Annotated in this window: 23 protein-coding genes; 10 read left to right on the top strand and 13 right to left on the bottom strand. The window is 55.5% G+C overall.

The features are described from left to right. Positions 1-233: 233 nt before the first annotated feature. From fliP to fliF, 4 genes are read right to left on the bottom strand one after another with little or no spacing between them, the layout of a single operon-like run. Positions 234-962 (bottom strand): flagellar type III secretion system pore protein FliP, encoded by a 729-nt coding sequence (fliP, locus tag BM316_RS10585; protein ID WP_090208099.1) that lies wholly within the window; start codon positions 960-962, stop codon positions 234-236. Further along, complete coding sequence (locus BM316_RS10580) at positions 963-1,244, bottom strand: FliM/FliN family flagellar motor switch protein (protein WP_090208096.1); 282 nt, start codon at positions 1,242-1,244, stop codon at positions 963-965. Next, entirely contained in the window at positions 1,237-1,785 is a 549-nt protein-coding gene (locus BM316_RS10575) for a FliH/SctL family protein (RefSeq protein ID WP_090208093.1), read from the bottom strand. Before BM316_RS10575 ends, BM316_RS10580 begins: the two co-directional genes overlap by 8 nt. Further along, positions 1,782-3,377, bottom strand: coding sequence for a flagellar basal-body MS-ring/collar protein FliF (fliF, locus tag BM316_RS10570; RefSeq protein ID WP_090208090.1), 1,596 nt, complete (start codon positions 3,375-3,377; stop codon positions 1,782-1,784). The genes BM316_RS10575 and fliF overlap by 4 nt, the downstream gene beginning before the upstream one ends. Before the next feature lie 98 nt (positions 3,378-3,475). On the opposite strand from fliF, the gene BM316_RS10565 reads away from it, so the two are divergent. From BM316_RS10565 to BM316_RS10525, 9 genes are all read left to right on the top strand, one after another. Beyond that, positions 3,476-3,964 (top strand): flagellar basal body-associated FliL family protein, encoded by a 489-nt coding sequence (locus BM316_RS10565; RefSeq protein WP_090209367.1) that lies wholly within the window; start codon positions 3,476-3,478, stop codon positions 3,962-3,964. A gap of 12 nt (positions 3,965-3,976) precedes the next feature. Then, positions 3,977-4,330 (top strand): hypothetical protein, encoded by a 354-nt coding sequence (locus BM316_RS10560; protein ID WP_090208088.1) that lies wholly within the window; start codon positions 3,977-3,979, stop codon positions 4,328-4,330. Between the two features lie 59 nt (positions 4,331-4,389). Further along, positions 4,390-4,896, top strand: coding sequence for a MotE family protein (locus tag BM316_RS10555; protein ID WP_242649867.1), 507 nt, complete (start codon positions 4,390-4,392; stop codon positions 4,894-4,896). 69 nt (positions 4,897-4,965) lie between these two features. Further along, positions 4,966-5,835, top strand: a complete 870-nt coding sequence (gene motA / locus BM316_RS10550; protein ID WP_090208084.1) for a flagellar motor stator protein MotA — start codon at positions 4,966-4,968, stop codon at positions 5,833-5,835. Beyond that, the gene (locus BM316_RS10545; RefSeq protein WP_090208081.1) at positions 5,835-7,856 is read left to right on the top strand and encodes a hypothetical protein; all 2,022 of its coding nucleotides are present in this window, start codon (positions 5,835-5,837) and stop codon (positions 7,854-7,856) included. Before motA ends, BM316_RS10545 begins: the two co-directional genes overlap by 1 nt. A gap of 145 nt (positions 7,857-8,001) precedes the next feature. Then, the gene (gene flhA, locus BM316_RS10540) at positions 8,002-10,089 is read left to right on the top strand and encodes a flagellar biosynthesis protein FlhA (protein WP_090208078.1); all 2,088 of its coding nucleotides are present in this window, start codon (positions 8,002-8,004) and stop codon (positions 10,087-10,089) included. Beyond that, the gene (locus BM316_RS10535; RefSeq protein ID WP_090208075.1) at positions 10,086-10,868 is read left to right on the top strand and encodes a flagellar biosynthetic protein FliR; all 783 of its coding nucleotides are present in this window, start codon (positions 10,086-10,088) and stop codon (positions 10,866-10,868) included. Before flhA ends, BM316_RS10535 begins: the two co-directional genes overlap by 4 nt. Then, positions 10,865-11,941, top strand: coding sequence for an EscU/YscU/HrcU family type III secretion system export apparatus switch protein (locus tag BM316_RS10530; protein ID WP_090208073.1), 1,077 nt, complete (start codon positions 10,865-10,867; stop codon positions 11,939-11,941). Before BM316_RS10535 ends, BM316_RS10530 begins: the two co-directional genes overlap by 4 nt. A 98-nt stretch (positions 11,942-12,039) precedes the next feature. Then, entirely contained in the window at positions 12,040-12,309 is a 270-nt protein-coding gene (locus tag BM316_RS10525; protein WP_131802570.1) for a hypothetical protein, read from the top strand. On the opposite strand, the gene BM316_RS10520 is transcribed toward BM316_RS10525, so the two are convergent. From BM316_RS10520 to BM316_RS10480, 9 genes are read right to left on the bottom strand one after another with little or no spacing between them, the layout of a single operon-like run. Continuing rightward, positions 12,306-12,794, bottom strand: coding sequence for a flagellar basal body-associated FliL family protein (locus BM316_RS10520; protein WP_090208069.1), 489 nt, complete (start codon positions 12,792-12,794; stop codon positions 12,306-12,308). The two genes, BM316_RS10525 and BM316_RS10520, sit on opposite strands and share 4 nt — an antisense overlap. Before the next feature lie 21 nt (positions 12,795-12,815). After that, the gene (flgH, locus tag BM316_RS10515; protein ID WP_242649866.1) at positions 12,816-13,544 is read right to left on the bottom strand and encodes a flagellar basal body L-ring protein FlgH; all 729 of its coding nucleotides are present in this window, start codon (positions 13,542-13,544) and stop codon (positions 12,816-12,818) included. Next, positions 13,531-13,947, bottom strand: coding sequence for a flagellar basal body P-ring formation chaperone FlgA (flgA, locus tag BM316_RS10510; protein WP_090208066.1), 417 nt, complete (start codon positions 13,945-13,947; stop codon positions 13,531-13,533). Before flgA ends, flgH begins: the two co-directional genes overlap by 14 nt. Further along, on the bottom strand, positions 13,944-14,729 hold the full coding sequence (flgG, locus tag BM316_RS10505; RefSeq protein WP_090208064.1) for a flagellar basal-body rod protein FlgG: 786 nt from the start codon (positions 14,727-14,729) through the stop codon (positions 13,944-13,946). Before flgG ends, flgA begins: the two co-directional genes overlap by 4 nt. A 12-nt stretch (positions 14,730-14,741) precedes the next feature. Continuing rightward, complete coding sequence (locus BM316_RS10500; RefSeq protein ID WP_090208062.1) at positions 14,742-15,458, bottom strand: flagellar hook-basal body complex protein; 717 nt, start codon at positions 15,456-15,458, stop codon at positions 14,742-14,744. Next, the gene (locus tag BM316_RS10495) at positions 15,458-15,727 is read right to left on the bottom strand and encodes a flagellar biosynthetic protein FliQ (protein WP_375342239.1); all 270 of its coding nucleotides are present in this window, start codon (positions 15,725-15,727) and stop codon (positions 15,458-15,460) included. The genes BM316_RS10500 and BM316_RS10495 overlap by 1 nt, the downstream gene beginning before the upstream one ends. Further along, positions 15,727-16,008 (bottom strand): flagellar hook-basal body complex protein FliE, encoded by a 282-nt coding sequence (fliE, locus tag BM316_RS10490; RefSeq protein WP_090208058.1) that lies wholly within the window; start codon positions 16,006-16,008, stop codon positions 15,727-15,729. The genes BM316_RS10495 and fliE overlap by 1 nt, the downstream gene beginning before the upstream one ends. A 10-nt stretch (positions 16,009-16,018) precedes the next feature. Next, positions 16,019-16,411 (bottom strand): flagellar basal body rod protein FlgC, encoded by a 393-nt coding sequence (gene flgC, locus BM316_RS10485; RefSeq protein ID WP_090208055.1) that lies wholly within the window; start codon positions 16,409-16,411, stop codon positions 16,019-16,021. A gap of 5 nt (positions 16,412-16,416) precedes the next feature. Beyond that, positions 16,417-16,800 (bottom strand): FlgB family protein, encoded by a 384-nt coding sequence (locus BM316_RS10480; RefSeq protein ID WP_090208052.1) that lies wholly within the window; start codon positions 16,798-16,800, stop codon positions 16,417-16,419. An 84-nt stretch (positions 16,801-16,884) separates the two neighbouring features. Here BM316_RS10480 and BM316_RS10475 point away from each other — a divergent pair, with 84 nt between their 5' ends. After that, positions 16,885-18,195, top strand: a complete 1,311-nt coding sequence (locus BM316_RS10475) for a FliI/YscN family ATPase (protein ID WP_090208049.1) — start codon at positions 16,885-16,887, stop codon at positions 18,193-18,195. The last annotated feature ends 23 nt before the right edge of the window (positions 18,196-18,218 follow it).

Below are 18,218 nucleotides of genomic sequence, written 5' to 3'. Positions count from 1 at the left end.
GACAATTATTTCGAAACTAGTTCTATACCTAGCAAGGGAAGAAACATTTTCGTTGGCCAACGCGGAATACGATAAATCGGCAGATATTGCTGAGCGCCATATCCACGCATCACAAGCTTAATCAAACCAGCTTTGTCCAAATGGTATCACCGTTTTGACGAAGAGGTTGAATGAGACGATTTGTTGCTCAAGTATTTTGAGAGAATGAATCACACCACTTTAAAGCAGTCTGACTACCGATAACTCATGACGAGGCTGCCAGCGATGAGGGCCCAACCATCGGCGACAACAAAAAAGGCCAGCTTGAACGGAAGCGAAACGATAGCTGGCGGGACCATCATCATACCCATCGACATCAACACTGCTGCGACGACCAGATCAATAATCAGAAATGGCAGGAAGATAATAAAACCGACCTGAAAGGCGCGTTCCATCTCGCTTAGAAGAAACGTCGGTATGATGATCGACAGGGGTGCGTCCTCAACCTCTGTACCAGCGTCAATGTCAGGCCGCAAATCGGCAAGCGCGAGGAATGTGTCCACTGAAATACGATCCTGCATAAACCTGCGGAAGGGGCCGATTGCTTGCAGGAAAGCCTCATCCAATTCTATCCCACCCTCGATCAGAGGAACTGCACCCGCGTTCCAGGCCGCGGCGAAGACGGGTTCCATGACGAAGTAGGTCAAAAACAGTGCCAGACTGATGATCAGCATATTTGGCGGCGACTGCTGAAGCCCAAGGGCCTGGCGCAAAATTGCAAAGACGGTGACCATGAAGGGGAAGCAGGTGACCATAATCGCGATGCCGGGCACCAAGCTCAACACCGTGACGATCACCAGCAACTGTAGCGCTCTCACTGATAAGCTGTCACCGCCGTTCAGAGACAGGTTGATCTCTTGTGAAAACGCGGGACATGCCGTCAGAGCGAAAACGACTGACAAGGTAAGAATTGACCTTTTCATTTAGTCGGACTTGGATGTGTCTTGGGCGACTTCCGTCAACCTGACAGCCAGTTGGCCCGGCTCCCCGCCCTCAGCCTCCTGAAGCTCGCCACGTGCAATCAGGCGATCACCAACATATAGTTCGACTGGATCTTCAATCCTTCGATCCAAAGGCAAAACCGCATTTTCCTGCAAAGACAATAAGTCACGGACAAGTGGGCGCGCCCTGCCGACATTGACTGATATCTCAATCGGCAATGCCGAAAGGGAAAGGTCCGGAAGATGCAAAGGGTCATCAGCCATGGTGGATATCGCCTTGTGAAGAGTGGAAACAGTTCGCAAGCAAATCGGCAATCTGCTCGCTCACCGCTTCAAGATCAAAGTAACGCTCAGTGTTTTTGGTCGATACGGCTGCTGCATATCTTCCGAACGCGTGATCAGCGGTGACCTCCACCTTTGCATCCATCGCATGCAATATATGCGATACTGAATCGACCTGGTCAGGGTGCAGGGTGATAGAAAGATTACGTGGAAGAAGCTCGGACGCAGCGGTGCTGAGGATCTCTGCAATATGTAAGGGCAGCGCCTGATCAATCAGTTCTGGCAAAATACGACTGCAAACGTCAGCGAAGAGCGGCTTGAGTGCATGCTGCAAGTCAGCTTGCGCTTCTGCAAAGGTAAACTCCAGATCCTTGAGTGTCTGCACGGTTTCGTCTGTCAGTCTGCCTTGCACACTCTCAAATTCGCGCGTTGCTGCAGCATGCCCATCAGCCAGACCCTGCTCATACGTACGAACGGGCTCATTCGGCAGGGGTCCTTCGTCAAAGGATTCCAACAGCATCATGAGGCCTTCTTCTGTTGATCGCCGGACGAAATCCAATCTTCTAGGACCTGCAGTGTTTCAGTTTGCCGATCAGCAATCATCTGACGCAAGCGGGATGAGGCGTCCTGTTCGATCGCGTCGCCTGCGCCCAGCCCTGATGACATGAAACTATCCAAAGCTGAGCTGTCGATGGCCATTTCGACAGGTTGCTGCAGATCGCTAGAACCTGAGAGTTCGGGCTCTTCTAACGTGACGGCAGTGCGCGCATTGGCAAGGATTGGCCTGATCACGAATAGTCCCAAAACAATCGCGACAAGTGCAAAGGCAATCACTTGTATCAAGTCCATGATGTCGAGGCCCTGTAGAGCGACAGCTGAAGTTGCTTCAGTCCCGAGGTTCGGCGACGGCTCAAACCGCATGGAGCGCAGGGTCAAGGTATCGCCTCTCGCCTCGTCTAAACCAACAGCGGAGGCGACGAGTTCCCGCAATGCTTGCAACTCTTCAGGCTCTCTAGGTGTGCTCACCGTTGTGCCGTCTGATTGTGCTGTCTCAACATCGTTGACCAGAACAGCGACGGTGAGACGCCTGATTTCACCGGGCCCCTTGATCAGCTGGCGCTCAGTCTCCGAAATGTCGTAGTTGGTCAGGGTCCTGCTTTCGCTGGTTTCATTGTTTGCCGTGGCGTTTTCGCCGTTCGCATCACCGTCGGGTAGATTGGATGCCACTGTGACGGGTCCGCCGCGCGTGTCGCTCGAATTCCCGGAGCTCTCTGTCGTCTCCGTGCTGATCGCAATACGGCTCTCGGGATCGACGCGTCGTTCGTTGATTTGTTCCATCGAGGTCGTTGCGTCGATTGTCACCTCGACAATGGCATTGCCAGGCCCCACGCGCGCTGACAGCAAGCGTTCAGCCCGATGGCGAAGGGCTTGTGAGCGTTGTTCTGTCGACTGTGCGTGGTTTTCCTGGTCGCCGCCCGACAATAGTCGGCCGCTGTCATCTATGACGGCAACGTCGGAGGATTGAAGTCGTGGTACGGCTGCCGAAACCAAGAATTGCAAAGCGCGTACATGTTCTTCCGACATGCCACCATTTGCCGTGACCGTGACGGCGGCAGTCTGTGTCTGTTCCCTTTCGAAGGGGCGTCGCGATGGGGTCGATATGTGGACGCGGGCAGTCTGAATGTGAGGACTCGCAACGATTGTCCGCGCAAGTTCGCCCTCTTTCGCCCGCCAGTATGCGGCATCAAACATTTGCGACGTTGTGCTGAAACCGGATAACTGGTCCAGCAACTCGTATCCGCGATTGCCATTCATGGGGAGGCCTTGCCCAGCAAGGTTCATACGCAGTTGGTCGCGCTCTGATGTCGGCACGTAGACGGCGTTCCCGCGCACTTCAAAGTTCACGCCACCCTGTTCAAGCGCGCTGATCACGTCACCGGCTGCCTGACCTTCAAGTCCGCCAAATAGCAGAGACATTTCTGGTTGCGCCGCATTACGCGCCAGAAAACTGACCGCTGCAAAGACCGCAAGGCCTGCCACAACCAATGCAATTCGGCGCCCGATACCGAGTTGGTTCCATATATCAAGAAGGTTTTTCAAACCGAATCTCCGCATGGCTTTCTGCCACTGCGGTATTGATTGCACGGCCAGTCTTAACAATCCGTTAGAGCTTTCCGGGTTATCCGGATCATGATCGAAATCATGAGGTGACCGTGACTGACTCATCAAACATCGCTGATGTTCCTCCCGCAAAAGCCGGGAAGAAACCGCTTTTGATAGGCGTGCTGCTGGGGTGTGTTGGGCTTGTCGGCGGATATTTTGCTGTATCCATTTTGGCTGGCCCGGAAATCTCCGCCGCAGACGAGGCCGCATTTGAAGCGGTGCCTTCACGTGATGCGCCGTTGCCTGTTTTTGTTGCGCTTGAACCGCTGATAATTTCTCTGTCGACTGACCAAGGCCGGAGCCATTTGAGATTTTCAGCTCAGATCGAGGTTGCACCTGGTCTTTCCGGAGAAGTCGAGGCGCTGAAGCCGCGGATCATCGACATTTTGAACGGTTATCTCCGAGCGGTTGAAATTGAGATGCTGAACGACCCGTCGGCCCTGCAACGTATGCGCTCGCAAATGCTACGTCGGGTGCAGGTTGTTGCTGGGGAGGGACGGATCAAGGACCTTCTGATCATGGAATTTGTACTCAGCTAGAAAGGCTACCAAATGACGATGATTGCCGACTTTCTGCTCGCCTGCGGCGCCATTGGGGCAGCTCTCTACTGCTTTGTGCTGTCGCGGCGTCTGCGCCGGTTCACCGACCTCGAAAAGGGTGTCGGCGGTGCTGTTGCTGTCATGTCAATTCAGGTTGATGATCTTTCACGCACGCTCAATGTAGCGAAAGATGAGGCGAGGCAGTCTGCCTCGCGTCTGGCAGATTTGAATGACCGCGCGGAACACGCGCAAGCAAATTTGGAACTCTTGTTGGCATCGCTTCACGACCTGCCGCAGGAGTTGGGCCCAACAGGGGCAAAGAGTGCCTATTTTGTACGCCGACCAGCTGAACTGGAGAAAGCATGACGACTCGCAAAACTGCTTCTCCGCGAAAATTTGCGGGTGTGCTGCGGACAATTATTTTGATGCTTATCGTATCTGCGGCCGCCAGGTTTGCTGTCCAAACAGGGCCCGCGATCGCAGCCATTTCTGAGACGTCGAAAGATGACGCAACAGAGGGGGCGCCGTTGCAGGATGGCCTCTTGTCGGCGCTCCAAGATCGCGAGAGAGCTCTTTCCCAAAGAGAGACTGCATTGGGGCAGCGGCTTGCTGCCATTGAAGAAGCTGAAGCTGCGCTTCAAGAAAAACTGGCAGAGCTTTCAGCGGCTGAAGAGGCACTTTTGTCGACAATCGCCATGGCAGAAACCGCTGCGTCGACTGACATCGCTCAGTTGACCACTGTCTACGAAAATATGAAACCGAAAGAAGCAGCTGCGCTCTTTTCAGAAATGTCACCGGATTTTGCAGCGGGTTTTCTGGCATTGATGCGCCCTGATACGGCGGCGGCGATCATGACTGAGCTTGACCCTATCGATGCCTATGCATTCAGTGTCGTTTTGGCAGGCCGCAATGCAGATGAGGCGTCTCGGTAGCATCGACCAAACATTAATCCTTCCCCTTTATCAGTGATTCCAGCTGTATCTGAAGTTGATGGGGGTGAGATGGTTGGCCTTGTTGGCATTGTCGTGGTCTTTGCGACAGTTTTTGGCGGTTACCTCCTTGCAGGCGGCAAGATGGGGATCATCCTCAAGGCGCTCCCTTTCGAGATGATCATGATTTGTGGTGCTGCCATCGGCGCGTTTGCGATCAGCAATGACAGCGCTGCGATCAAACATACTCTCAAGGACATGGGAAAGGTCTTCAAAGGACCCAAGTGGAAGGCACAGGACTACCGCGATCTCCTTTGCCTGCTCTTTGAACTCATCAGAGTCGCACGCACAAACCCCGTCGCTCTTGAAAGCCATATTGAAGCACCTGACACATCCTCGATTTTCGGGAAGTATCCGAAAATTCTTGATGACAAAGAAGCCATTGCGCTGATCAGCGATACCCTGCGATCCGCATCAATGAATTACGATGACCCGCATCAAGTCGAAGAAATCCTTGAGAAAAGGATTGAAGCGACGCTTCATCACAAGATGCATTCGACCCATGCGCTTCAGACGGTCGCTGATGGGTTGCCAGCGCTGGGGATTGTCGCGGCTGTCCTCGGCGTGATCAAAACGATGGCCTCGATTGATCAGCCGCCAGAGGTGCTCGGCAAGCTGATTGGTGGTGCACTCGTCGGAACTTTTCTGGGCGTATTCCTTGCCTATGGGTTTGTGGGCCCGTTCTCTGCCAAGGTCAAATCCGTCATCGAAGAAGATGCGCATTTTCACCAATTGATCCGAGAGGTTTTGGTCGCAAACCTACATGCGCATGCGCCCAATATCTGTGTCGAGGTCGGGCGACAAAATCTGCCAGAACATCATCGACCAAGTTTTTCGGAAATGGAGGAGGCGTTGAAGGCTACCAAACAGGAGGCAGCGTGATGCGCCCCCATTTCGTTCTATTCTTTCTTTGCTTTCCGCTGTTTGCCAAAGCGCAGCCGCTTTTCGTCCAGACAGGAGAGCATGAAAACTTTACGCGTGTCGTGATCGCTTTGCCTGAGGGTGCCGATTGGAGAATGGGCCGGACCGCGGCGGGTTACAGAATCGACTTGATGAGGCAGGCCGAGTTTGATCTGGGTCGCTTCTTTGCGCTTATTCCGAAACGCCGGATCGGGGACGTTAGCCAAATTCCTGCGAGGGGAGTTTTGGACCTGGCAATTGTTTGCGACTGCCATGCGGTCGCGTCTGAGTACCTGGACCGTTACCTGATCATTGATGTCCGGGATGGGCCACCGGGTCAAAACGCCTTGTTTGAAGATCCGCTTGCCATCACGCCGCAAGAGGATGAAGAGCAGCGCGGTCGGGCGTTCCGGGTGAACCTGCCAGCACTGCGCTCGTTTTATCAACCGTTCGAAGCTGTGGGGGACGCAGCGCGTCTGCCGACTGAACCTGATGTGCGGCCCGCGTCAGTGCGTTTCAATCCGGCTTCATCCGGCGAGATTGAAGATGGCACTTCATTGCAAGAAACCTTAACGCGATCACTTGCCCGGGCCTTATCCGACGGCACTGTCAGTTCAAGCCTGCCGAAGACATCAAACATATCTCCAAAGTACGATCCAATATCGGAAACCTATCCAGGAATTTCGGTAACCTCCACGCAACTTACCGGATTAGAGCCGTCGCCGGACATGGCCCAGATAGCTGACTGTCCTGACGGTGATCTCCTTGCGGTCGAAACCTGGGGCAACAGTGCGCCATTTCACCAACAGTACCGCGCGACTGCCGGGGCCGTCTTCGGCGATGAACCGGATAAGTCAGAGGACACACTTCCTCTGATACGTCTATATCTGCACTTTGGTTTCGTTGCCGAAGCAAGACAGCTCTTGAACACGGGCGACATGAGTTCAAGAGCTCATCAAATCGCGCGCGGCATCGCCAATGTTCTGGAGCCTGTCGATGACAGCTCAGTCTTCCGCGAAATGGGTGAGTGCTCATCGCCCGCAGCGATGTGGTCGATGCTAGAGACTCCTCCAGTGCGAGTGCCTGACGATACATTGCGCGCAACCATTCTCGCATCATTCAAAGCGCTCCCTTTACATTTACAATCCCGTGTCGGGCCCGGACTTGCTAGCGCCTTTATGGCTGTTGGTGATGGTGATGCAGCACAACAAATCCTGACGCGCACCTCAGCCGACATCGCTGTGCAGCCGGCGCTCGCAATCGCGAAAAGTGATCTGATTGCGCGCGAGAGCGGACCTTTGTTAGCCCGCGACCAACTTGCTACAGCGATCTTGCAGGGTGGGCCGGTGACGCCAGAACTGCTGATCAGGTTTTTCGATTTGAGTGCCGAGACACAGTCAGCCGTTCCCGCTGAAACGATCGCGATTGCCGACAGTCTGCGTTTTGAACTTGGTGGGGATTTTCTGGGTCAACGACTTGGTGATGCCCAGTTCAACTACGCCTTGCGCCTGTCTGACTTTGCTTTGGCCGGCGCCGTGCTTTCAGATCCGCGCGTTGCGCGCTCTCCCGATCAGATCGAAGCTTTCAAAGAGGCTTTCGCAGAGTCTGCGACAAACCGCATGACGGATGAGGCGTTTGCGCGCTTTGCCTTCGACGATCTGCGACTACCGGAAAATCCAACTGTTCGGGAAAACATCGCCTCTAGGCTGGCTGACTTGGGGTTTGCTGAGCGCGCGTCAGAAATCCTTGGCTTACGCAAGACAGAAGCGGCGTCTGACCTTAGGTCGGCGCAACCTAACGCTGCATCAACCGATGACATTCCGAATCTTAGCCCACCATCGATAGATGTCGAGGTGAGTGATGGGGGAAGCGGTGTGTTTGCATCTCAAACAAATCGTGACATGGCAATTGCCGAAAGCCGAACCCTGATTGAGGCATCCAGCACCACCCGCGCGGAAATACTCCAGAGGCTGCAGGAACTCTCATTACAGGAGAACGAGTAAGACAAAATCAACCATTTCCATCTTAGATCAAGCGGACAGCTTTGAAGCCCGTTTGTTGAGGCAGAATGCCCGTGGACAAGATGCGATCATTTCAGCCGGCGATGCATCCGCCTGTGCGTAAATCACTCTGGCGATTGATCTTTTGATGGTTTTCGGAAAGCAGATTTTCCAGCCAACCATTCTTCTGGCGGTCGCGCTTATGGCTGTCATCGTCATGATGATACTGCCGATGCCGTCCTGGGTCGTCGATCTGGGCCTCGCCCTGTCGTTCTCGCTGGCAATTCTGATGTTTACGGTCACGCTGTTTATAGACCGGCCGCTTGATTTTTCCGCCTTTCCAACCGTTCTGCTTGCGTCTTTGGTTTTGAGACTCTCACTCAACGTCTCTTCAACGAAGCTGATCATCGGCGAAGGTCATACAGGCACCGATGCAGCAGGTGGGGTCATCGAAGGCTTTGCCATGTTTGTGATGGGCGGCAACTTGCTGCTTGGCCTCGTTATTTTCTGTGTGCTCCTGATCGTCAATTTCGTGGTTATCAATAAAGGTGCAACGCGGATGGCCGAAGTCGGCGCGCGCTTTGCGCTAGATGCGATGCCCGGCAAGCAACTTGCCATCGACAGCGATGTCGCCGCAGGTGCAATCGACCACAATCAGGCGAAAGAACGACGCGAGGTGGAGCAGGCGGAAACAACGTTTTTCGGGTCGCTTGATGGTGCATCCAAATTTGTGAAAGGTGACGCAATCGCGGGTCTCTTGATCACGGCGCTGAACCTGATCGTGGGTTTGATTGTCGGCCTGACGGTACATGACATGCCTGCCGGGCGGGCATTTGAAACCTATGCGATCCTGACGGTAGGCGACGGTTTGGTCGCTCAAATACCGGCAGTTGTCATTTCTGTCGCGTCTGCCCTTTTGCTCGCCCGTGGCGGGGCGAAGGGTGCGACGGATGTCGCCATTGGGTCTCAATTGGGCAGGCATCCAGCGGCGCTCGCGACTGTCGGCGTTCTGATGATCGTTCTGGCATTGGTGCCTGGGCTGCCATTCATCCCGTTCTTGCTCGCAGGTGCGGGTCTATCCGTTTTGGCCTTCTTCACCGCACAAAAACCTGCAGCGGAGGAGGCTTCGCAACCAGCTGAAGCCGACAGCGAGGCAAGAGGACCAGCACAAGGTTCACTGGGTGACATGCTGGATCTTGATGATATTCACGTCGAATTTGCGCCTGATTTGATCGACATGGCGCTTGATCCCGGCACAGGCCTTGATGCGCGCATCGTCAATATGCGCAAACATATCGCAACAGACTATGGCGTTGTGATGCCAGAGATACGGCTGACCGATAATGCCGCCCTGCCAATCGGGACATATCTGATCAAGGTCCAGGGCGTCGAACAAGTCAGGGATTGTCTTCGACCCGAGATGGTCCTGGCACTTGAAAGTGAAGACGCCGAGCAGACGTTCGCCGGCGAACCTGTCAAGGAACCAGTCTATGGCGCGCCTGCGCGCTGGATTTTGCCCAGCGATCAGGAGGCTGCGGCCACCTCTGGCCTCACGATCGTCCAACCGGCAGAGGTTTTGGCCACGCACCTCATGGAAGTTGTGAAGCGCAATTTCCCGCGTTTGCTGACGTTCAAAGGGCTCAAGAAGCGCCTTGATGAAATGACAAGGCTGTCTGATGCGTCGCGCGCGGATGCAAACAGGCGCATGCTGGATGAATTGATACCGGACAAGGTGCCATTTGATGTCCTGCTGGCGGTGCTGCGGCTTTTGCTGGAAGAGCGGGTTTCGATACGAAACCTCGAACTGATCATCGAAGCAGTTGCCGAAGGACGGCAACTGCACGCAAGCGTTGACGGTATCACCGAACACGTCAGGCAACGCCTCGGCTTTCAGTTGGTGGCAGAATTGCGGAGAACTGATGGAACGATCCCACTCGTCCAACTTGCCCAAGACTGGGAAGACACATTCGCCACTTACGAAATTCGTAACGATCGCGGCGCCAGCAGCGATGTCGCTTTGCCACCCGATAGCTTTAACGCGCTTGCTGACCAGATCGCTGAGAAATTGGGCCAAGCTGCCGACGCAGGTGCTTATGCAGCGGTTGTCACCTCCACAAAGAGGAGGCGCTTCATCAGAACCGTCATGGCGGCAAAGGGGGTTATGAACCCGGTCTTGTCTTTTGAAGAGATCGGGATGGACGCACGCCCCGCGCTCGTCGGGCTTGTCAGCACATGATCGGGACGTTGTTCGAGTTGCTTGCGCTGAGCGAACAGGTGCTTTGGCAAGGCCTGGCCGTCTTCGTCAGAGTGGCAGCCGTCATGGCTGTTTTGCCCGCATTCGGTGACCAGCCCGTCCCGACGCGTGTCAGACTGGTGCTGGCAGTCATGTTTACTCTTATCGTTGCACCGGCGGTCGCATCGACCTTACCGACGCGACCGGAAGATTTGATCTCTGCCGCAGTGTATCTGGGACCAGAAGTCATTTCCGGTCTTCTCTTCGGTATCTTACTGCGGCTTTTCGTGCTTGCTTTGCAGATTGCTGGCGCAATTGCAGCACAAGCAAGCTCGCTGACCCAAATTTTTGGTGGCACGGCGGTTGTCGATCCCCAACCTGCGATTGGGCATGTTCTGGTCGTTGCTGGCACTGCGCTTGCTGTCATGATGGGACTGCATGTCCAGGTTGCCACCTACCTGATCTACAGTTTCGCGCTGGTTCCCTTCGGGGTGATGCCATTGCCCGGTATCGTGGCAGAGCTCGGTGTAGGGGAGGTCGGGCGCGCCTTTTCATTAGGCTTCAGCCTCGCGGCGCCCTTTTTGATCGCGTCATTGCTCTACAACGTGGTTCTGGGCGCAATTAACCGGGCGATGCCGCTTTTAATGGTTTCGTTTGTCGGGGCACCGGCTTTGACGGCAGGTGGGCTGTTTCTTTTCTTTTTGTCTGCACCGTTGATGTTGGCCGTCTGGATCAATGCATTCCAATCGTTTTTGGAAAGCCCCGGGATGCCCGTTCCATGAGCGAGAATGATGAGGACAGTGACAAGCAATACGAGCCCAGCGCGAAAAAGCTGGAAGACGCGCGAAAGAAAGGTGAGATTGCAAGATCGGCTGATCTGACCACGGCCGCGTCCTATGCCGGGTTTCTGTGCGTTCTGCTGACCGTCGCCAACACGTCACTGGATTCATTTTCTCAGGCACTGGTCCCTTTTCTGGATGATCCGTTCGCATTTGCAGATCTTGTCTTTCACGGAGGAACAAGCACTGCTGGCGGATTTCTCGGTACGGTCGGATCAACTTTAATTGTGTGGTTTGCAGTGCCGGCTGTGTTCGCCTTGGTGAGCGTGGCGGCCCAGCGGGCGTTACAACTAACCCCGGGAAAAATCATGCCAAAGCTTAACAGGATTTCGCCGGTCTCTGGTGTAAAGAACAAGTTCGGCGCGCAAGGTCTGTTCGAATTCCTCAAAAGCAGTGCCAAACTTGTCATATTTTCTGTCTGCCTCGGTCTCCTGCTTTGGTCCCAGATTGATGATATCGTGATGAGCGCCTCTCTCACACCGCGTCAGATCATCGGCCTGCTCAACGATCAACTTGCCCCACTTGTTGCGATTGTCCTCCTGATTGCGCTGTGTTTAGGGGTGTTTGACTACCTTTGGCAGCGTTCTCACCACCTGCGAAAGAACCGGATGAGCCGCAAGGAAATGATGGATGAGCTCAAGCAGTCCGAAGGTGATCCACTGATGAAACAACAGCGACGGCAGAGGGCACAGGACATTGCCACAAACCGGATGTTGCTTGATGTGCCACAGGCCAGCGTTGTTATCGTCAATCCGACACATTTCGCTGTAGCTTTGAAGTGGGATCGTGGTGAAACGGCCCCGACTTGCGTCGCCAAAGGTGTTGACGCAGTTGCCGCGCAAATCAGGCTCCGTGCCGCTGAACACGGCGTGCCGGTTCATTCAGACCCTCCAACGGCCCGCGCGCTTTTCGCGCAAGTCGAGATTGGTGCCGAGATTCAGCCAACGCATTACAAAGCTGTTGCAGCGGCAATCAGGTTTGCTGACCAAATGCGGCAGAAAGCAAGCACCATTTGACCCAGATTGCCACCTTGAAAAGACTGTCCGCGTTGACCAGGCATCAACTTGCAAAAGCGCAAGCTGAGCTTTCGAACGTTGCGCACCGGGACAATGCGTTGAAACAAGCCCTCGATCGGCTTCGTTCCATTGATGTCGCAACGCAGAGTCCCCATGAAACAGCCCTGCCGCATAGGCTCCATCTATGGGAGCGATGGGCAGATCAGCGCCGCGCCGCGATCCAGATCGAACGCGCAAGACTGCGCGCAGAATGGGAGGAGGCGCGCGTCAGGATGCGGCGCGTGATGGCCAAAGACATTGCATTGGCACAGCTGATCAAAGATCAGGAACGGCAAGAGGCGCGGCGCGCGGCAAAGCGCGAAAGTTAGGTATCTTGCCTGACGATATCGATAATTAAGACATCAGTGATCGCATCTCCGCTGACATCTTGTGCTACTCTTAAAAGATCGCGGCGAAGCGCCTGCATGTTCAGCCCCGACGTGAAGTTACCGGAAAAGCCGCCGGTATTGGCGTGGTCGAACATCACTTGCAAGAAACGGTCCCGTAGCTTGGGTTCTGCGGCGAAGATTGCCGGCCTGTTGCCTACTGTCACCTCCAAATTGAGAGACAAAACCACGAGCGCCGCCACAGCGCCGTCTTCCACAACAGGTATCACGAATTGGTTGTTCAGTTTGGCGTACTCGCGCTCTTCGCTGATCGGCGGAAGTTCGGTGGTGCTGTCGGCGTGATCTTCAGGTACGACGCAGCCCTGATCATCCATTTCCGAAGGGGTCACATTCAAGAAATACCCTGCGCCTGCACCGGCACTGCTGCCAAGGATGAAGAGAACGATCGGAAGAATAACAGCCTTCATTCATGCCAACCTTTCCACGGACTAAAATGGCAGGACCGACTCGAGCAACCGGTGTCCGACCCGCGGTTGCTGCATTTCAGAGATTTGTCCTCTGCCGCCGTAAGAAATACGGGCGGACGCGATTTTGTCGTAGGTGACCTCATTCTGGCGGGTGATATCTTCCGGCCGGACGTAACCAGAAACCAGAAGCTCACGCAGTTCGAAGTTGACCCTGACTTCCTGCTGCCCTGCAATCGCCAGAACACCGTTCGGCAAAACATCCATCACAGTGACAGCGACACGTAAGGTCAGTCTTTCGTTGCGGCTAACACTGCCATCGCCAGAGGCGCTGCTCTGGCCCGACAGATCGACGAGCGATGCTGTATTTGCGCCTGCGGGCAGATTTTCATCCAGACGCTGCGGCAAACCAAAGAGTTGCGGCGTGCCAAGCTCCTGGCTTGCGCGTCGTGACCGATCAGATAAATTCGATATCTCAGCTCGGTCGTCTATCTCAATCACGACAGTCAGGATATCGCCTTGCTGCCTTGCCCTGCGATCACCCAAAAGCGATCCGCGTGCACCGGTCCAAAGGGAGGCGCGATTGGCCGACGTCGGCGGAGCGGGGGCAACTGCTGGCAATGGCGCCGCACCAAGCATCGCGCGTCGCTCGCGATCATCGACCGTTGGCGTGAAAGGCGGAGGACCGCCAAAGCTCTGGCTGCATCCAGACAACAGACCGACAGTGAGCGCCAAGGGCCTAGCGATGGACATACGCAACCCCATCATCGCCCATCACTGCCGTCACCGTCGCGCGCGAGTTCAGGTTCATTACACGTATACTTTCACCCGGTCCCGCACGGCCAAGCGCACGCCCTTCAGTCTGGATCACAAGGCCATTTCCCCGATACTGAAGCTGCACAATCTGGTTGCGTTCTATCAGTGCAGGTTGCCCCAGGTCGGCAAGTCTGATCGGGCGACCTGCATAAAGTGAAACCCGCGCCTCCATCCCGACGACCGATGCCGAGTCCGAGGCCGCGCCGGGCACCTCATCGTCGCTTAAGAGAAGATCGGAGGGTGCGATGATCGTTTTCGCCGGAATTGTGCGCGCCGCGAGAATTGTATCCGCAGCAGCCACATCAGCCAAGCTGAGCAAAGCGATGATCAAACGGATCATCGGATCTGGACCATCGCACCGAGCATCTGATCCGCGGCCGTAATCACCTTGGAGTTCAGTTCGTACCCGCGCTGGGCGGCGATGAGATCTGTTACTTGTTTGACCGGATCAACCGAGCTTTCCTCAAGATACCCTTGCCTCAGGACGCCCAACCCCTCTTGGCCTGGCGTGGTGATCGCAGGTGGTCCTGATGCCGTGGTTTCGGCAAACAGATTGCTGCCCAAAGCCTCCAACCCCTTCGGGTTGGTGAAACCGGCCAAGGTAAACTGACCCAAAAGCTGTGGTTCGACTTCGTCAACGAAATAGCCGTAAACCTCGCCGTCCGCGTTGATCGAGATGGAGCGTGTATCGCGTGGGATTGTGATGTCCGGGACCACCGGATAACCCTCCGATGTTACCAGTTGGCCGTCGCCGGTAAGCTTTAGCGCACCGTCTCGTGTATAAGCCGCGACGCCGGACGGAAGGGTCACCTCCAGATATCCGTCACCCTCGATTGCCAGATCAAGATCGCCGCCTGTCGCAGAGAGCGCGCCTTGACTTAGCATCACTGAAACGGCTGCGGGCCGTACACCAAGTCCTAGCTGAATTCCTGTAGGAAGCGTTGACCCGTCTGCGGCGCTGATGGTCCCTGGTCGTGCGACCTGCTGGTAATGCAGATCTGCGAATTCGGCACGCCGGGCGTTGTAGCCGGTGGTGTTCATGTTGGCCAGATTGTTTGAAATCACCTCGACCCGGGTTTGTTGCGCCGACATGCCGGCGGCTGCAATTTCAAGTGCGCGCATGGTAATGCTCCTTTAACGGCTGATTGCGTCAATCACTGTGCGGATGCGTTGATCCTCCTTGTCGAGAAAGCTTTGCCCCAGCTCGTAGGCGCGCTGCACGTTGATCATGCGGCTCATTTCCAGAAGCGGATCAACATTTGCGCCTTCGAGGAAACCTTGTTTCATTCTTCCGTCTGGTTGCGCTGCCACCCCGCCAATGGGGTTGAGGAGTACGTTTCCTTCCCGCTCAACGCGGTCAGGATCAAGTGGACGAAAGAGCCCGATCTGACCCACCGGTGCGCCACCTGCACTGATCGTACCGTCAGCGCTGATCCCGACAGGGCCAAGCCCTTGGGGGATAAAGACTGGCGCTTCACCGGTATCCATGACGGCATGCCCGTTTACCGTCACGAGGTCGCCATTTTCGTTCGTTGTAAAGGCGCCGGACCGTGTCAGGCGGGTTCCTTCTGGTGTTGCAACGAGAAAGAACCCGTCGCCTTCGATCGCGAGGTCAAAAGTACCGCCTGTTTGTGAAAGCGCCCCCTGACCGTTCAGCGACTGTTGTACGCGCGCTGTCGCCATAGACAACGATGGCTGCCACGTGTCCCCAGCATTGATATGTTCGCTAAAAATCAGACTTTGCGCGCGAAAACCTGTGGTCGGGGCATTGGCAATGTTGTTGGCGATCACCTGCATTTGTTGCAAGAGCCCCGACTGACGGGTCAAGGTGGTGTAGCCTGCGTCATCCATCACCAGCCTCCTGCGACGATGGGCATCAAAACATCCCGAAAAAGCGCTACCAACGTCTGTGTCATGAAGCCCATTGACGCCCAGAAAACCAAGACAATTGCGGCAAGTTTGGGCACAAAGGTCAGCGTCATTTCCTGAATTGACGTCAATGCCTGAAAAAGCCCGACGATCAGACCAGATGCCAGAGCGACGCCGAGAATAGGCAGTGAAATCAGGAATGCGACCCACAGGCCTTGTCGCAAGGTGTCGTAGAAAAGTGCTTCACCCATCAGACAGGCATCCGAAGGATTTCCTGATACGCTTCGACCACCCGATCGCGCACTGTGACTGCTGTCTGCACCGCCAATTCGGTTTGTACCAACGCATCGACCAACGCATGAGGATCAGCACCAGATGTCATCGACTGCATCGCCACGGTTTCGCTTCGTTGAAGTGTTGCGGCAAAACTTTCTGCTGCACCTGTCAAAGCATTTGCGGTCCCGTTGCCAGACGGTGCGGCAAGGTTTTTTGTGGCCGCATAGCTTTGTGCGACAATCGAATTTACGTCCATAGGGTTCTCCTTATCTTCGCAATAGATCCATGAGTGACGAGGACATTTGCCTGACCTGATCGAACATCTTGAGATTTGCCTCGTAACTGCGGTGGGCCTCTCGCGCGTCGGCAATCTCGATCAACAAATTGACATTCGAGCCGTCGTAATGCCCTGACGGGTCAGCCAGCGGATGATTGGGGTCGTATATCTGCGTCGGGTTAGTGCGATCCAACTGCACCGGCCCGACTGAAACTTGGCCAGTGCGACGGCCCTCGTTCACGAGGCTTTCGAAAGCAACGATCTTTCGGCGGTACCCGGGTGTGTCAGCATTTGCGATGTTTTCTGAGACGTGCCTCAAGCGACTGGCTTGCGCTTTCATGCCGCTCGTGGCGACGCTCATTGCTTCTGAGAAGTCGGTCATCGCACCTATCCGCGTCCAAGTGCGGTGCGCAGGACTGTCATGCTATGACGATAAACGGTGATCGCACGACTGTGTTCCCTGCTGACGGATACAGATTCCATCAACTCGTCTTCCAGAGAGACCGAGTTCCCGTTTGGCGAAGCCGCGCCGGCCAGCTGTAGCGATCCGTGTGGTCCGGAAGAGGGTGCAAGCCGCATGTGGCCTGCACGGGTCGCCTTCATGCTCAAACTCTGCCCTTGGCCGACGATGTCGGCAAAGCTGGCAAGCCTATGCGCCTGAAAACCCGGTGTATCCGCGTTTGCGATATTGCGCGCGACGACAGCCTGCCGGCTGCCAGCGTGTCGCGCCATATCGCTCGCCACCTGGAACAAAGCCACCTTTTCATACATGAGGGATTCTCCCTTTTTCGATCTCAACGAAGGCTTAAGCCTGATTCCTTAAAAAGAGGTGTCCGCAGCTTTGGGAGCAGCAGAATGCTGAGCAAGGAAATCGAGAAACTGCGCGCTGCGATCAGGCATGTTCCGATCAGACAGACTGTTTCCAGGGTGATTGCCGTTGAAGGGCAGGTTGTCATAGGCGATATGACGTGTTCGCACGCAAAGGTGGGTGATCGCCTGCACATTGCCGCCACCCCGGGTCCTCTCACTGCCGAAGTCATCAAACTCACGGCAGCTGGATTTCATGCGCTGCTTGATGCGCCTCCCACTGGCCTCAGGATCGGGGATCGAATCCTACTTTCCGAGCCGCCGCGGTTTGCACCTGATAACGGGTGGATCGGCCGGGTTATTGATCCGGATGGCAATGCGCTTGACGGGCGGCCGATTTTGCCGGGCTTAATCGCGCGACAACACGATAACCCGCCGCCCCCGGCCTATTTCAGGCGCGGCTTTGGTGTGCGATTTGAAACAGGGATCGCTGTTTTCAATACGATGCTGCCGATTGTGTCAGGTCAGCGGATCGGGCTCTTTGCCGGGGCAGGCGTCGGCAAAACCACGTTGATCGGCGATTTGGTGAAAGGTCTTGATGCCGATGTAATTGTCGTCGGCCTCGTTGGTGAACGCGGGCGGGAACTGCAACACTTCATAAAAGAGGTGCTGGGCGATGACGGCATGCGAAAGACAGTGATCGTCGCCGCGACGTCTGATCGGTCAGCCTTGGTGCGCAAGCGCTGCGCGCTCGCGGCGATGACAGTTGCTGAACATTTTCGGGATCAAGGCAGACAGGTTGCGTTGTTCATCGACTCAATTACGCGCTTTTGTGAAGCGTATCGCGAGGTGGCGATTTCCCAGGGTGAAGAGGCCAAGTTGCGGGGGTTTCCTGCGTCGCTGCCCCCTGCTGTCGCCAATTTGTGTGAGCGTGCGGGACCGGGGGTTGCTGGTGCGGGAGATATCACTGCCGTTTTCTCCGTTCTGACTGCTGGGGCCGACATGGACGAACCTGTCGCTGACCTTTTGCGCGGTATTCTGGACGGGCACACGATCCTCAGCCGAGAGATTGCCGAGGCGGGGCGCTACCCTGCCGTTGATGTCGTCAGATCCGTTTCGCGCGCGCTTCCCACCGCTGCGACAGATCAGGAAAACGTCCTGATTGCCGAGGCAAGGTCGTTGCTGTCTCAAAATGACCAAGCCGCGCTGATGGTCAGATCGGGCCTCTATGAAGCTGGTTCGGACCCGTTGCTTGATCGGGCAGTCGCATGTTTCTCCGCGTTAGAGCATTTCCTGGCAACGGCAGATGGGCGCGACAGGTTGGCGCACTTTTCCAGACTGCGCCAGGCGCTGGTGTAAGGTTTTTGGCTGTCTGCCAATCA

It is taken from the genome of Yoonia litorea (assembly GCF_900114675.1).
GTDB lineage: Bacteria > Pseudomonadota > Alphaproteobacteria > Rhodobacterales > Rhodobacteraceae > Yoonia > Yoonia litorea.
Note: the sequence above shows the minus strand (reverse complement) of the source record. Positions and strands in the feature narration are given on the sequence as shown.

What these genes read in the sequence shown, in the direction of transcription:
- fliP (WP_090208099.1), bottom strand. Translation starts at nt 962, where the DNA reads ATGAAAAGGTCAATTCTTACCTTGTCAGTCGTTTTCGCTCTGACGGCA.
- BM316_RS10580 (WP_090208096.1), bottom strand. Translation starts at nt 1,244, where the DNA reads ATGGCTGATGACCCTTTGCATCTTCCGGACCTTTCCCTTTCGGCATTG.
- BM316_RS10575 (WP_090208093.1), bottom strand. Translation starts at nt 1,785, where the DNA reads ATGATGCTGTTGGAATCCTTTGACGAAGGACCCCTGCCGAATGAGCCC.
- fliF (WP_090208090.1), bottom strand. Translation starts at nt 3,377, where the DNA reads ATGCGGAGATTCGGTTTGAAAAACCTTCTTGATATATGGAACCAACTC.
- BM316_RS10560 (WP_090208088.1), top strand. Translation starts at nt 3,977, where the DNA reads ATGACGATGATTGCCGACTTTCTGCTCGCCTGCGGCGCCATTGGGGCA.
- BM316_RS10555 (WP_242649867.1), top strand. Translation starts at nt 4,390, where the DNA reads ATGCTTATCGTATCTGCGGCCGCCAGGTTTGCTGTCCAAACAGGGCCC.
- motA (WP_090208084.1), top strand. Translation starts at nt 4,966, where the DNA reads ATGGTTGGCCTTGTTGGCATTGTCGTGGTCTTTGCGACAGTTTTTGGC.
- BM316_RS10545 (WP_090208081.1), top strand. Translation starts at nt 5,835, where the DNA reads ATGCGCCCCCATTTCGTTCTATTCTTTCTTTGCTTTCCGCTGTTTGCC.
- flhA (WP_090208078.1), top strand. Translation starts at nt 8,002, where the DNA reads ATGGTTTTCGGAAAGCAGATTTTCCAGCCAACCATTCTTCTGGCGGTC.
- BM316_RS10535 (WP_090208075.1), top strand. Translation starts at nt 10,086, where the DNA reads ATGATCGGGACGTTGTTCGAGTTGCTTGCGCTGAGCGAACAGGTGCTT.
- BM316_RS10530 (WP_090208073.1), top strand. Translation starts at nt 10,865, where the DNA reads ATGAGCGAGAATGATGAGGACAGTGACAAGCAATACGAGCCCAGCGCG.
- BM316_RS10520 (WP_090208069.1), bottom strand. Translation starts at nt 12,794, where the DNA reads ATGAAGGCTGTTATTCTTCCGATCGTTCTCTTCATCCTTGGCAGCAGT.
- flgH (WP_242649866.1), bottom strand. Translation starts at nt 13,544, where the DNA reads ATGTCCATCGCTAGGCCCTTGGCGCTCACTGTCGGTCTGTTGTCTGGA.
- flgA (WP_090208066.1), bottom strand. Translation starts at nt 13,947, where the DNA reads ATGATCCGTTTGATCATCGCTTTGCTCAGCTTGGCTGATGTGGCTGCT.
- flgG (WP_090208064.1), bottom strand. Translation starts at nt 14,729, where the DNA reads ATGCGCGCACTTGAAATTGCAGCCGCCGGCATGTCGGCGCAACAAACC.
- BM316_RS10500 (WP_090208062.1), bottom strand. Translation starts at nt 15,458, where the DNA reads ATGGATGACGCAGGCTACACCACCTTGACCCGTCAGTCGGGGCTCTTG.
- BM316_RS10495 (WP_375342239.1), bottom strand. Translation starts at nt 15,727, where the DNA reads ATGGGTGAAGCACTTTTCTACGACACCTTGCGACAAGGCCTGTGGGTC.
- fliE (WP_090208058.1), bottom strand. Translation starts at nt 16,008, where the DNA reads ATGGACGTAAATTCGATTGTCGCACAAAGCTATGCGGCCACAAAAAAC.
- flgC (WP_090208055.1), bottom strand. Translation starts at nt 16,411, where the DNA reads ATGACCGACTTCTCAGAAGCAATGAGCGTCGCCACGAGCGGCATGAAA.
- BM316_RS10480 (WP_090208052.1), bottom strand. Translation starts at nt 16,800, where the DNA reads ATGTATGAAAAGGTGGCTTTGTTCCAGGTGGCGAGCGATATGGCGCGA.
- BM316_RS10475 (WP_090208049.1), top strand. Translation starts at nt 16,885, where the DNA reads ATGCTGAGCAAGGAAATCGAGAAACTGCGCGCTGCGATCAGGCATGTT.